The 13,244-nt window shown below is 44.1% G+C and carries 12 protein-coding genes, 1 tRNA gene and 1 pseudogene; 11 read left to right on the top strand and 3 right to left on the bottom strand.

What is annotated here, in order from left to right:
* The first annotated feature begins 108 nt into the window (after positions 1 to 108).
* The 3 genes from LDL18_RS04680 to infC all read left to right on the top strand — a co-directional run bounded on the left by LDL18_RS04680 (position 109) and on the right by infC (position 3,991).
* Positions 109 to 603: an outer membrane protein assembly factor BamE gene (locus LDL18_RS04680; RefSeq protein WP_017466467.1), complete on the top strand. Its 495-nt coding sequence runs from the start codon at positions 109 to 111 to the stop codon at positions 601 to 603.
* Between the two features lie 127 nt (positions 604 to 730).
* Positions 731 to 3,340: a DNA mismatch repair protein MutS gene (mutS, locus tag LDL18_RS04675; protein WP_296507258.1), complete on the top strand. Its 2,610-nt coding sequence runs from the start codon at positions 731 to 733 to the stop codon at positions 3,338 to 3,340.
* A 141-nt stretch (positions 3,341 to 3,481) separates the two neighbouring features.
* Positions 3,482 to 3,991, top strand: coding sequence for a translation initiation factor IF-3 (infC, locus tag LDL18_RS04670; protein ID WP_012817601.1), 510 nt, complete (start codon positions 3,482 to 3,484; stop codon positions 3,989 to 3,991).
* A 77-nt stretch (positions 3,992 to 4,068) separates the two neighbouring features.
* On the opposite strand, the gene LDL18_RS04665 is transcribed toward infC, so the two are convergent.
* Positions 4,069 to 5,091: an NAD(P)H-dependent glycerol-3-phosphate dehydrogenase gene (locus LDL18_RS04665; protein ID WP_296507252.1), complete on the bottom strand. Its 1,023-nt coding sequence runs from the start codon at positions 5,089 to 5,091 to the stop codon at positions 4,069 to 4,071.
* A complete protein-coding gene (tsaD, locus tag LDL18_RS04660) occupies positions 5,092 to 6,183 on the bottom strand; it encodes a tRNA (adenosine(37)-N6)-threonylcarbamoyltransferase complex transferase subunit TsaD (protein WP_296507249.1) in 1,092 nt (363 codons plus the stop codon).
* Here tsaD and hemC point away from each other — a divergent pair.
* The 6 genes from hemC (at position 6,182) to LDL18_RS04630 (ending at position 11,389) form a co-directional block, all read left to right on the top strand.
* Entirely contained in the window at positions 6,182 to 7,108 is a 927-nt protein-coding gene (hemC, locus tag LDL18_RS04655) for a hydroxymethylbilane synthase (RefSeq protein WP_296507247.1), read from the top strand. The two genes, tsaD and hemC, sit on opposite strands and share 2 nt — an antisense overlap.
* 34 nt (positions 7,109 to 7,142) lie before the next feature.
* On the top strand, positions 7,143 to 7,871 hold the full coding sequence (locus LDL18_RS04650; protein ID WP_296507243.1) for a uroporphyrinogen-III synthase: 729 nt from the start codon (positions 7,143 to 7,145) through the stop codon (positions 7,869 to 7,871).
* Between the two features lie 69 nt (positions 7,872 to 7,940).
* Positions 7,941 to 8,963, top strand: a complete 1,023-nt coding sequence (locus LDL18_RS04645; protein ID WP_296507242.1) for a hypothetical protein — start codon at positions 7,941 to 7,943, stop codon at positions 8,961 to 8,963.
* A 210-nt stretch (positions 8,964 to 9,173) separates the two neighbouring features.
* The gene (rpmF, locus tag LDL18_RS04640; RefSeq protein WP_011241625.1) at positions 9,174 to 9,353 is read left to right on the top strand and encodes a 50S ribosomal protein L32; all 180 of its coding nucleotides are present in this window, start codon (positions 9,174 to 9,176) and stop codon (positions 9,351 to 9,353) included.
* A 12-nt stretch (positions 9,354 to 9,365) separates the two neighbouring features.
* Complete coding sequence (plsX, locus tag LDL18_RS04635) at positions 9,366 to 10,421, top strand: phosphate acyltransferase PlsX (protein WP_296507235.1); 1,056 nt, start codon at positions 9,366 to 9,368, stop codon at positions 10,419 to 10,421.
* Positions 10,418 to 11,389 carry a beta-ketoacyl-ACP synthase III gene (locus LDL18_RS04630; protein WP_296507233.1) on the top strand — a complete coding sequence of 324 codons (972 nt, stop codon included), beginning with the start codon at positions 10,418 to 10,420 and terminating at the stop codon, positions 11,387 to 11,389. The genes plsX and LDL18_RS04630 overlap by 4 nt, the downstream gene beginning before the upstream one ends.
* Positions 11,390 to 11,943: 554 nt before the next feature.
* Here the strand turns inward: LDL18_RS04630 and LDL18_RS04625 are convergent.
* A tRNA-Pro gene (locus tag LDL18_RS04625) sits at positions 11,944 to 12,020 on the bottom strand.
* Between the two features lie 241 nt (positions 12,021 to 12,261).
* Here LDL18_RS04625 and yajC point away from each other — a divergent pair.
* Both yajC and LDL18_RS04615 read left to right on the top strand, forming a co-directional pair.
* Positions 12,262 to 12,609 (top strand): preprotein translocase subunit YajC, encoded by a 348-nt coding sequence (gene yajC, locus LDL18_RS04620; protein ID WP_296507231.1) that lies wholly within the window; start codon positions 12,262 to 12,264, stop codon positions 12,607 to 12,609.
* Positions 12,610 to 12,615: 6 nt separating this feature from the next.
* Positions 12,616 to 13,244, top strand: a pseudogene (locus LDL18_RS04615) (protein translocase subunit SecD); the annotation flags it as partial.

The following is a 13,244-nucleotide window of genomic DNA, read 5'->3' as shown; positions in this document are numbered from 1 at the left end:
AATATAGTTCAATCATAGCTTCCCATGAAGAGGATTGATTGGATTTTTCATATATTTTGCTGATAGCCTTTACTTTGAAACAAAGGCCTACGGAGTACATATCTCAATATGACCATTAACCGGTTGGGAAAAAAAGGCAAAGCAGGCATACTTCTTATGCTGGCCGGCTTGTCTGTCGGATGCACAAGAATAAGAGACCATCGTGGATATATGGTCGATAAAGCCATGGTTCAGTCTGTTTCCCCCGGTGTGGACAACCGGCAATCTGTTGAAAAAACTTTAGGACGCCCGACTTTGGCAGGCGAGTTCGATCCTAACGTATGGTATTATATTAGCACTGATACAAAACAACTCGTTTTCTCTTTGCCGAAAGCTTACAAACAAAATGTTTTAGCTGTTCATTTTGATCCAAGAGGGAATGTTTCTCGTGTTGAGACTATGGGGCTTGAACATGTTTCCCATATTCATCCAATCAGAGACCAAACTGTAACCCTCAGTACCCATCGTGGTTTCTTTGCTGAGCTATTTAATAACGTAGCGGCTGTTGGTGGTATGGCAGGGATGACACCTGTCGGTGCTGGTCCTGGTGGTACGACACCTTAAAAATAGGTAATTTTATTCCAATATTTTGCTGTTCGTTTTTTGAAAATTAAATCTGGTAATCGTGACTGTCAAAAAGACTAAAGCCGCCAAAAATACCTCTGCTTCAAAATCGCGGAATGTAACACCGATGATGGAGCAATATTACGAGCTGAAAGCGCAAGCTCAAGATTGTTTGCTCTTTTATCGTATGGGGGATTTTTTCGAACTCTTTTTTGATGATGCTAAGAAGGCTTCAGCAATCCTTGACATTGCCCTTACTAGCCGAGGCACTCATATCGAAGAATCGATTCCGATGTGTGGTGTTCCTATTCATGCAGCGGAATCTTATCTTGCACGCCTGATAAAAGCCGGCTGCCGCGTTGCAATTGCTGATCAGGTTGAAACGCCAGCAGAAGCAAAAAAACGAGGTGGATCAAAAGCTCTCGTAAAAAGAGCGATTATCCGTGTCGTAACGGCAGGTACTTTAACAGAAGAAGCTTTGCTAGATTCTCGTGCTGCAAACTGGTTGGTTGCGGTCGCTCGTGCTGGTAGTGATTTTGGGCTAGCTGCAGCTGATATTTCGACAGGCCGTTTTGAAACCATTACTTTGTCAGAAGGCCGTCTCGATTCTGAGTTAGCTCGGCTTTCAGCGGCTGAAGTTATTGCTCCAGAATCCTTAATTCAGCAGGAAGCTTATAAAAATCGGATTCCTCAAGCTGTTGCGTTAAGTAATGAGTGCTTCAATAGTCCACATGGAGAAGCTCGACTAAAATCACTCTTCAAGATTTCAACACTTGATGGTTTTGGAATTTTTTCTCGTGCCGAGCTTGCTGCAATTGATGGTTTATTGGCATGGCTGGACCGTGCAGGGCAGGGTAAACTACCATTTTTGCAGCAGCCTGTTCGGCGGGCTTATGCTGACCATATGTTGATTGATGCAGCTACTCGGTCTAGTCTTGAACTAACTGTCTCAACAGAAGGCCGGAGGGATGGTAGTTTAGTCTCTTCTATTGATCATACCGTTACGGGAGCTGGGGCACGCCTTCTGACAGCGGATCTTGGTGCGCCACTTATGGATATTGATGTTATTCATAAGCGACTCGACCTTGTTGAATTCTTTTTTTATGATACATTGTTACGAGAGGACGTTCGGGACCTTTTAAAAGGATCTCCCGATTTAGCCCGAGTTCTTGGGCGTTTAGTCGCCGGTCGGGGAACTCCACGTGATTTAAGTCTGTTAAGAGATGGTTTGAAACAGGCTTTTATTCTTTATGAAAAATTATTCTCTCTTGAACATAAACCTGCGCTTCTGGAGCAGATTCTTCCTGATTTTCGTGGGCATGGATCTCTGGTTGATCTTCTAGAGCGGGCTTTAATCGAACAGCCTCCCATTGATGCTACACAAGGTGGCTTTATCGCCAAAGGTTACGATCATGCTTTAGATGAATTGCGCTCAATGGGTGGAGAAAGTAGACGTGCCATTGCGGCCTTAGAGGCCACCTATCGAGAAAAGACAGGTATCAATACGTTAAAAATCCGTCATAATAATGTGCTGGGTTATCATATTGAGGTACCTTCCAGACATGCTGATGCTTTAATGCAGGCGAATTCTGGCTTTACGCATCGTCAAACTTTGGCCGGCGTTGTACGTTTTAACGCGTCAGAGCTTCATGAACAGGCAATAAGAGCGACACAGGCAGGCGTTCAGGCGATTGCAATTGAAAGCAAGCATCTTGCGCGTTTAATTGAAACCACTTTAGAAAAACGTGACAATATAGCGGCGTGTGCGGACGCCTTAGCGCGCCTTGATGTTTCAACAGGATTTGCAGATTGCGCTGTCCAAAAAAATTGGACAAGGCCAGAGGTTGACGATTCTTGCTGTTTTGATGTTATCCAAGGTCGTCATCCTGTTGTCGAGAATGCTTTAGAAAAATCAGGTGAGCGCTTTGTTGCCAATAATACTAATTTAGATCCAAAAAACCGTTTGTGGTTAGTAACCGGTCCAAATATGGGAGGTAAATCCACCTTTCTGCGCCAAAATGCTCTTTTAGCTATTTTAGCACAGACTGGTAGTTTTGTTCCGGCAGAAAAAGCGCGTATCGGTTTAGTTGATCGTCTTTTTAGTCGAGTTGGGGCTTCAGATAATTTAGCGCGAGGGCGTTCAACCTTTATGGTTGAAATGGTAGAAACTGCAGCCATCTTGTCTCAGGCAACCAATCGTAGTTTTGTGATTCTTGATGAGGTTGGCAGGGGGACCTCAACCTATGATGGACTGGCTATCGCTTGGGCCGTTGTTGAAGCTGTACATGATATTAATGCATGTCGTTGTCTATTCGCGACTCACTATCACGAGCTAACGCAACTGACCTCGCGTCTTCCTACTTTGTCGCTTCACCATGTCTGCGCCAAAGAGTGGCAGGGTGATCTGGTTTTGCTGCATGAAATGGCAGAAGGTGCCGCAGATAGAAGCTATGGTATCGAAGTTGCTCGTTTGGCAGGACTGCCACCCGTTGTTTTAAAACGGGCAAGTGAGGTTCTTGCTCAATTAGAAAATTCTTCCGGTAAAAATAACGATTCTTCAGCTCATCTTTCTGATTTACCTCTTTTTGGGGTGCAGGCTTTTCAAACTGTTTTATCGCAGAATGATCCACTTTATGATGCTGTTTCAGAATTAGATGCCGACGCTCTTACTCCGCGCCAAGCATTGGATGTTATCTATCGGCTGAAAGAACTGGCAGCGAAGGATAAGGTGATGTAAAAGAAAAATATATTCTCTGACTTTTTCTCAATAATTTTTTGGAATAAGTGAGAGTTGTTTGAGGCTTAATGCGTCATAATAATAACAGGAGAATCCGCTATACGTCCGCCGATGATGAGGCGCCCTCATGGACAGGCAGCTATGCCGATGAGTGGCCCACGCTACAATGAGTTCATACAAAGTCCCCGTGTCCGTGTCATTGATGAAAATGGTGAAAATCTTGGCGTCATGTACACGCGTCAGGCCATGGAGCAAGCACAAGAAGTAGGCCTTGATTTAGTCGAAGTCTCTCCGAATGCTGATCCGCCTGTTGCCAAATTTCTGGATGTTGGCAAATACAAGTATGAAGCCCAGAAAAAGGCTAATCTTGCCAGAAAGACCCAGAAAACACAGGAAATTAAAGAAATCAAGCTTCGGCCAAATATTGACCAGCATGATTATGACACCAAGATGAAAAAGATTGTCCAGTTCTTGGAAGATGGTGACAAAGTTAAGGTGACTTTACGTTTCCGTGGTCGTGAAATGGCTCATGGTCAGCTTGGTATGCAAGTGATGCAGCGTGTTCAGGCTGATACTCAAGAAATTGCGAAGGTAGAGCAACATCCTCGCATGGAGGGACGTCAGATGCTGATGGTCGTAGCTCCGAAGTAATATTGCTTAGCGATGACGCGGTATTATGCCGCGTCACGCGCTATCCAGATAATTTGTTGGATGTGTCTTAATATAATCTAGACTGAAAAACTGTATTCTCCCTTGAGCGGGCGGGATAACAATCTCTCTAAGACTGAATTGACAGATTCACCTTCAATCAAATCACAAATAGCTGAAACCAACGGCATCTCTACTTCTAGCTTATTAGCTACTCTTTGTAAGACAGGTGCTGTGAAAACGCCTTCTGTCGTAACTGCTCTTTTCTTTTGCTGTTCTTCGTAGCTATAGCCTTCACCAAGCTTTTTCCCAAAAGTGAAGTTACGAGACAATTCCGACGAGCAGGTAAGGACAAGATCTCCTAAACCGGATAATCCCGTTAAAGTTTCTTCTTTTGCACCCAATGCAATACCAAAGCGGTTCATTTCTGCAAAACCGCGACTAATAACGGCAGCACGGGCATTATTGCCAAGTTTTGCACCTGCAACCACGCCACAGGCAATCGCTAATACATTTTTGACAGCACCTCCAACATCTGCACCAATCACGTCAGACGATGCATAAGGACGAAATGTTGGAATGGCTAATCTTTGCATTAAAGCTGTTCTTATATCTTTCTCTTTGGCTGCTAAAGTCACGGCTGTCGGTAAATGGCGTGCTACTTCACTTGCAAATGTTGGCCCAGATAAAACTGCAATAGGACGGTGAGGGAAAATATCGGCCGCTAACTGAGACATCAATAGGCCAGATTCTGCTTCTATTCCTTTTGCACATAAAATTAATGGGCGACTGTCATTGGGAATCTGTCTTAAAACAGATCTCATTTTTTGGGCTGGAATGGCTATCAATAAAGCAGATGCTGAACTTAGATCATGTAATTCATCTGTTGCATGAATAGTTCTGGGCAGAATAATATCAGGCAAATAATCAGCATTGATGTGTCTCTGATTAATGGCATCAATAATTTCTCTTTTTCTGCCCCATAAAGTGACGGCACCTTTATAACTGGCTACGGCAGCCAACGCCGTTCCCCATGACCCCGCACCTAAGACACCGATATGATGAAAATGATCGGCGGTTTTATTTTCTTCAAGAACAGGCATCTACGCTTTTACTCCGGCACCGCGTGCTTTTTCAGCATGAGGATCTAATGGCCATCTTGCTCGCGCTGGACTCTCAAGATTATCAATCATTCCTAGACGAAACCGTTCGACGCCTGCCCATGCGATCATAGCACCATTGTCAGTGCATAGCGAAGGCGGTGGTGCAATCAAAGGCAAATTATGTGCTTTTGCTAGAGCCGTAAGGGCAGGACGAATCGCTTGATTCGCAGCCATACCTCCAGCAATAACAAAGGCGTTGATTTGAATATTTTCGCCTTCAAGTTTTTTGAGAGCTTTTTCGCTACGATTGACTAAGCAATCAATAACAGCCTGTTGGAATGACGCTGCAATATCTTCTCTTTTATAAATACCAGATTGATATGCTCTTAAAACCGCAGTTTTAAGTCCTGCAAAAGAGAAATGAGGTTCTTTGCTTTTAATTAATGGCCTAGGTAGGGGGACGGCTGTTGCATCGCCATTCAAAGCTTCTCTTTCTACAGCTGGGCCTCCAGGAAAGCCCAATCCTAAAATTTTAGCCGTTTTGTCAAAGGCTTCACCACCAGCGTCATCAATTGTTGTTGCTAGGCGGCGATACTCGCCCACATTTTTAACCAGTAGAATTTGGCAATGACCGCCAGAGATAAGCAATAATAGATAAGGAAAAGACAGAGTTTTGTCTGCTAAACGAGGAGTTAAGGCGTGACCTTCTAGGTGATTAATAGCAATCAGTGGTTTTTTACAGGCAAGAGAAAGCGCTTTCCCTGTTACAAAACCAACCATAACGCCACCAATCAAGCCTGGTCCCGCAGTTGCTGCAATGGCATCTATTTCTGATAAATTTTTTCCTGATTCATTTAAAACCTTTCGTACTAACGGCTCTAGACGCTCGACATGGGCTCTTGCCGCAATTTCTGGAACTACACCGCCATAAGGGCGATGTAAAATTTCTTGTGTTGCCAAATGACTGGAAATAATATTACCATCATTATCAACCAATGCGACTGCTGTTTCGTCGCAACTCGACTCAAGACCTAAAACTAATGCCATAGGGGGCTTTTCTGCCACCATAAGGGGCGGTAGAGCAACTATCATGCAACTTCCTTTTCGTCTCGGATCCCGAGGTTCCCCTCTAGCCCTTATCCAGGCGCGTTCAGTCGCCTCTGCTTTATGTGCTGCACATAGCTGGTCAGAGGATGCTGTTGTCATTGTACCTATTCGTACTTCTGGTGATAAAAATCGTCATCAGGCTTTAGCGGATATTGGTGGAAAGGCGCTTTGGACAAAAGAGCTGGATATCGCTTTGACAACAGGTCAAATTGATGCTGCCGTACATTCTATGAAGGATGTTGAAACTTTTCGTCCTTCACATATCTCTATAGCGGCTATGCTGCCTAGAGAAGATGTTCATGACCGATTGATTGGAACTCCTTCCTTAGAAGTATTGCCTTATTCTGGTTGTGTTGGAACGGCATCGCCCCGTCGAGCTGCACAGATAAGGCGCATCCGACCTGATATCGAGATTAAATTGCTGCGGGGGAATATAGACACTCGTTTAGAAAAACTGGCTAATAGACAGTTTGATGCCACCCTTCTTGCAGCCGCTGGCCTTATTCGACTCGGAAGAAATGATGTGGGATATGATGTGCCCTTAGATCAGATGCTGCCAGCTGCTGGGCAGGGAGCGATCGGGATCGAGGCTCTAGCAGATTCTGCTGCTTGGGAAAAAGTATCTATAATTGATCATTACCCTACACATTTAGCCGTTCAGTCAGAAAGGCAACTTCTTCTTCGGCTCAATGCTGATTGCCATTCTCCGATTGCGGTTTTTGCCGAGGTTTTAGAAAAAAATATTCGTTTGAGAGCTTGCCTCTATACGGAAAATGGTAAATTTTCGGCGTCTATTGATAAAGAAATTAGTCAACCTTCTGATGCTTTTGAAGTTGGCAGCTTATTGCTGAATCAATCTTCACCGGAGGTGCAGGCTCTTTTCCTACCCAGAGTATTGTCAGAACGTTAATCGGCATTTGCTCCCTATCTGAACAGAGTCCAATATGCTGAGAAAATGGCAATTAAATAATTGTACTCAAGATAAATTATTGATTTTACGCCCTGAACCGGGGGCAACCGCCACAGCCAAGCGTGCAGAAAAAATAGGTTGGCAAGTAATAAAAACGCCTCTTGCAACGGCTATGTCGATACCTTGGTCAATAAATGAAACTCTATCTTTTGATGCGGTTATGGTAACGAGTGCCCAAGCTATTTACCACGGAGGAAGTGAACTGGATAAATTAAAAGACTATCCTCTTTACGTGGTTGGCAAGGCCACTGAGACGGCGGCACGTCGGGCAGGGTTCCAGCATATTGTAACGGCCGAAGGTAATGGCGCATCTGTACTTTGTTGTCTTGAACGGGACAAAAGGATGCGGATATTAAGGCTCTGCGGCGAGATTTACAAAGATTATGACTATAAAAAATTTTCTCGAAAAGAAAACTCTCAATTCTTTATAAAAATTCTTTATAGAATGCAAAATATTGCCAGTTTACCGATAGAAGCCTGTCAGGCATTAGTAGAAAATGCCATAGTCTTATTACACTCTTCTCGTTTTGCAGAGCAATTTCGTCTTTTGCTTGCGAAAACGGATATCAATCCAGACAGAGTTCAGATTGCTGTTATTAGCCCAGCAGTAGCAGAACAAATTGGAAAAGAGTGGCGAGCAATGGCAATAGCTGAATATCCTGATGACACATCTTTATTAAAGGCGGCAGCTAGCTTGAAATGAAACTCGGATAGAAAATGAATGAAGGCAGATTCTGAATGGAATCAGAGGCAAATATTCAGGGATAGATGTATGACAAATAACAACGGTATTCATAATTATGCCGGAAATAAAGAATCGAATTCTTCAATTGATCCTTTGGTCAATGCCTCACAGTCTTCAAAAAAACGGCCGTGGCAATCAAAATTGTTTTTTTCCTGTGCTGCATTTTTTTGTGGCGTTGGTGTTACTATCTACTCATTATCACATTGGCAGCCAGCCAGAATGCTTATTGCTCCAGCCTCTGTCCCCAATAATCCACAATCTTCCGAGAAGACACCTCAGTTACCTTCGCAACTTTCTATGCCTGGAAATACTCAATCTCAAAATGGTACTGTGGTGCTCCCACAAACAGATTCTTCTAATTCGAATGTAACGGCCTCTATTGATGCCTTAAATGGCCGAATAGATCGCCTTGAAAATCGCATTGATGATGTCAGCAAGGAAACCAAGGCTGCTATTGGAGATGCGGGTAGAGCGGAGAGTCTCCTTGTTGCTTTTGCTGCAAGACGGGCGCTTAATCGTGGCCAGCCTCTAGGTTATCTAGAAGGTTTGTTACAATCGCGGTTTGGTAATAGTCAGCAGCAAGCCGTTTCTGTTATTTTAAATGCCTCACGGCAACCTATTACGCTTGAGCAATTAGTCGCTGGACTTATCCCTCTCAAGGGAGATTTACTCAAGCCGGATAAACAACAAGGGTGGTTGAGCTATTCTCGCCAGTTTTTTTCTAATCTTTTTGTTATCCACCGTCATGGCGAAGTGTCAACGATGCCTTCTGAACAATTAGAAGAGGCGATCCGTTTTTTGAATAATGGTAATGTCGATGGAGCTATTGCTGATATCTCAAAGCTGCCAGGGGCTCGTTATGCTCAAAATTGGCTGAATGCCGCTAAGCGTTATTCTTTAGCAAGAAATGCATTGGATATTCTTGAAACCTCAGCTCTTTTATCGCCAGATCAACCTGCAATCGATAATCCGACTTCAGAAAAAAATACTGATTCGCTTGATACAGAAGAAAAACATCCAACAAGTATTCCAGACAATCATCAAAGATAAATATGATTGAATCAACGCCAATTTTCGGGCGTATTTTGTTCAAATTGTCGCTTGGGGCTTGTAACTCAGGCGAAATTCGCTATACGCGCTTTGATGCGCGACGATTCTGGTAGCATAAACTCGCATGTTATTTTTCCTTGCCAGTTTATGACATAAGCCTCATATCGTCGCTAAATTTTTTATCGCTTCATTTAATTTTAAGGTTCCGAGATGGCTGTTCCTAAGAGAAAAACTACCCCTTCACGGCGGAATATGCGCCGTAGTCACCATGCCTTGACGGTAGAAGCTTATCAGGAATGCCCAAATTGCGGCGAATTAAAACGTCCGCATCATATGTGCCCAGCTTGTGGCCACTATAATGGGCGTGAGATCATCGCTGTAGAAGCCTGATCTGTCTAATTAATGATGAGTAAGGATCATGCTCTGATCGCTGTCGATGCCATGGGCGGGGACGGTGGTCCGAGAGTTGTCATTGCAGCTTTGGCACTTGCGCTATCAACTGATCCGGATTTGCGTTTCCGCGTATATGGTGACGAAGCGCTTGTGCGCGCACAGATGGATCTATTCCCTGAGCTTGCACCGGCCTGTACGATATGTCCTGCACCAGATGTTATTTCTGGTGAAGAGAAACCGTCTTTGGCCCTGCGCCGTGCCCGCAAAAGTTCTATGGGCATGGCTATTTCTGCAGTAAAGACAGGGGAGGCTGATGCTGCTGTTTCTGCAGGTAATACTGGCGCATTGATGGCAATCGCAAAGCTTTACTTGCGGATGATGCGTGGTATCGATCGTCCAGCCTTAACAACCATTTTGCCAACGTTGGGTAAAAATGGGGTTGTTATGCTGGATTTGGGTGCCAATACAGAATGCGATATGCGTAATCTGGTCCAGTTCGCGGTGATGGGCGCTGTATACGCTCAATCGGCTATGGGCATTCCTCGCCCTCGACTATCCTTACTCAATATCGGTACCGAAGAGATGAAGGGTACCGAAGATTTAAGAGCCGCCGCAGCTCTCTTGCGTCAAACTGAACAGACAGCTTTCCAGTATACTGGTTTTATTGAATCAGACAGGATTGGCCAAGGGGATGCTGACGTTATCGTGACAGATGGTTTTTCTGGTAATATTGCATTGAAAACTATCGAAGGCACGGCACGTTTCATCACTAACCTTCTCCGGCGTGCTTTTTCAAGCTCGTTGCGCTCCAAATTAGGTTTTCTACTTTCAAAACCTGCTTTCAGATTATTTAGAGTTTATCTTGATCCGAATAATCATAATGGAGCAATTTTTCTTGGTCTTAATGGCATCGTTGTTAAAAGCCATGGGAATGCTAACGTATCTGGTATCGCTCAAGCCGTTCATCTGACAGCTAAGCTTGTCCGTTCTAATCTGGTCAATTGCATCGCCGATGATCTGGATATGTTTTTTTCTCAGGCGAGCAATAAGGAATTGCAGGCATGACTATGCGGCGGTCAGCAATCATAGGAACCGGCTCGGTTTTGCCTAAGACACGTCTTTCCAATGACGAGTTAGCGCAAAATCATCATATTGATACTTCGGATGCCTGGATCGTTGAGCGAACTGGTATTCGTTTCCGCCATATTGCGGACTCAGATGAAACTACTGGCACCTTGGCCACGGAAGCTGCCCGTCGTGCACTCAAAAGTGCAAATGTCGCACCAGAAGAGGTGGGGCTGATCATCGTTGCAACTACAACACCAGATTATACTTTGCCTGCAACGGCTATGAGTGTTCAAGCAGATTTAGGTGTTGGTGACTGTATCGCTTTTGATGTTCAGGCTGTTTGCTCGGGCTTCCTTTATGCTTTGTCTGTTGCTGACAGTATGCTTCGGACTGATAGCGCTAAAGTAGCTCTGGTTATTGGTGCTGAAACCTTTACCCGTTTATTAAACTGGGAAGACCGAACGACTTGCGTTTTATTTGGCGATGGGGCAGGGGCAGTTGTCTTACGTCAGACAGATGATGTTGAAAAAGGCATCCAGGCTGTCAAATTACATGCTGATGGACGCTACAAAGATTTACTATGTAGTGATGGCGGTGTTTCGACGACAGGAACTGTTGGAAAGCTGCTAATGAAAGGGCGTGAGGTTTTCCGTCATGCTGTCACTAATCTGGTTTCTGTTACCGAGGAAGCCCTGACAGCTTCAGGATTCTCGGCTTCTCAAGTTGATTGGGTCGTTCCCCATCAGGCAAATGCTCGGATTCTGTCTGCAACAGCTCAAAAATTAGGTGTTCCTTCAGAGCAAGTTGTTATGACTGTCGATCGCCATGCTAATACTGCAGCTGCTTCTGTTCCTTTGGCTTTAGATGCTGCTGTGCAAGATGGCCGCATAAAGTCCGGTGATCTTGTTGTTCTGGAAGCTATGGGTGGTGGCTTTACATGGGGTGCCGCTGTTATTCGTTTTTAACGCGCGTTCTATTTTTGGATTTTTTAGTGGCTATACCCTGAAAAGGGATAGCCTATTTTTTTATGTGTAAAGCGCGCCCTTAATATTTTTTAAGGGTGATCTAGTCGATCTTGGAGAAAGAGAATCATTCAATATGAAAAATAGAAGAAGGCTTGCTGAATATTTTGCCTTTTTACGATGCTTTGATCCCTGTAGCGCACTTTTCTGTTAAAGCTTTTTGTTAATGATCTTATTAAAAAAGTATGTACGGAATATATCTTGATATTGCGGGGATAGCCTAGCTGAAGAAATTAGCTGCTTTTTGAGATAAAAATATAAAAAATCTAGATTTTGGTTGTTTTTATTAAATCAGTTTATTCTCGGTAATTTGAATTTTAATGTATTATTCTTTAATAGCAATCACACGAAATAATTAAAATTTTAAGAAGAATCCTAAATTTGGGCTATAAACTGCCTGAATATGCAAGGCTTTTCTTTTAAGCTTATTGGCTAAAAGCTATCTACGCCTTGCGCTCAATATATCTGTTTTTAAGGGAAAAATATTTGAGATTAGCTGGTCGGGGCGACTGGATTCGAACCAGCGACCCCCACACCCCCAGTGTGATGCGCTACCAGGCTGCGCTACGCCCCGACCGAGGTGGCAAAATCTAGGGGAATTATTTGATGGACGCAAGTAAAGATTGCATGTTTTTATAAATTTTTTCTCGCTACCCTAAAATAACTCCATCATATCTGGACGATATCCGAGGATAAAAGAGAATGATCGGTTGCGGCCACCGCTTTTATCGTGATAATTATAAAATAATCGCCTGGGGTTTATCTAATGCTATAAACTAAGGCTTTTCTTTCCCTTTTCAGGATATAGTTTTTCGATGTTTTCAACTCCTGCCTTTGCCCAGACAGCGGGCAATTCTGCTGGCTTGAATGGTTTTTCTGGTCAGTTGCTTTCTATGCTGCCTTTCCTTGTTGTTTTTCTGATCATTTATCTCATGTTGATCCGGCCGCAGCAGAAGCGCTTTAAGGATCAACGGCGTGCTATTGATGCTGTTCAGAAAGGCGATACGGTTATCACCGCCGGTGGTATCATTGGTAAAGTTTCAAAAGTAAGCGATCGCGAAGTAGAAATTGAAATTTCAAAGGGTATTAAAATATCCGTTGTTAAAGCGACTTTACAAAGTGTTCAGCCACTGACGGCTGCCAATTCCAATACGGTTGAATAATCTGTTATGCTTGACTTCCCGCGTTGGAAAATCTGGTCGATTATTTTAGTGCTGGTGCTGGGGGTCTTTTTGGCTGTCCCCAGCCTATTGCCTTCAAATCTTGACCAGAAATTCGGCTTAGGGGCTTTGCCCCGTATTAATTTCGGTCTCGATCTTTCTGGGGGAAGCCATATTCTACTTGAAGCGGATACGGCAGATGTTGCTCATCAACGTATCGTTACCATGGAAGAAATGGTTCGTTCCCAGATCAGTCGAGCGCAACCGGCTATTACTATTGGCGATATGTCTGCCGATAATGATCAGCTCAGTTTTATGGTACGCGATAACCACCAGCTGGATAGCGCAGTTGAAGCGGTCAGAACCCTAACTAATGGTATCGGTGCCACAGGACAGCGTGATTGGGATGTTCGGGTCGTCGACGGCAATCGTATTGTGATGCGTCCTACCAAGGCTGGTATCCAATCTTTTGTCAATCAGGCTATGGAAGGCGCAACCGAAGTCGTTCGTAAGCGTATCGATTCCTTGGGAACAAGAGAACCCATTATTATCCGCCAAGGAAGTGATCGTATCGTTGTTCAGGTTCCTGGTTTGCAAAACCCATCAGCCTTAAAGGCCTTGATTGGCAAAACAGCTAA

Source organism: Zymomonas sp., from assembly GCF_020216885.1.
Taxonomy (GTDB): Bacteria; Pseudomonadota; Alphaproteobacteria; order Sphingomonadales; family Sphingomonadaceae; genus Zymomonas.
The sequence above is the reverse complement of the archived record's forward strand: the minus strand, read 5'-3'. Positions and strand labels throughout refer to the sequence as shown.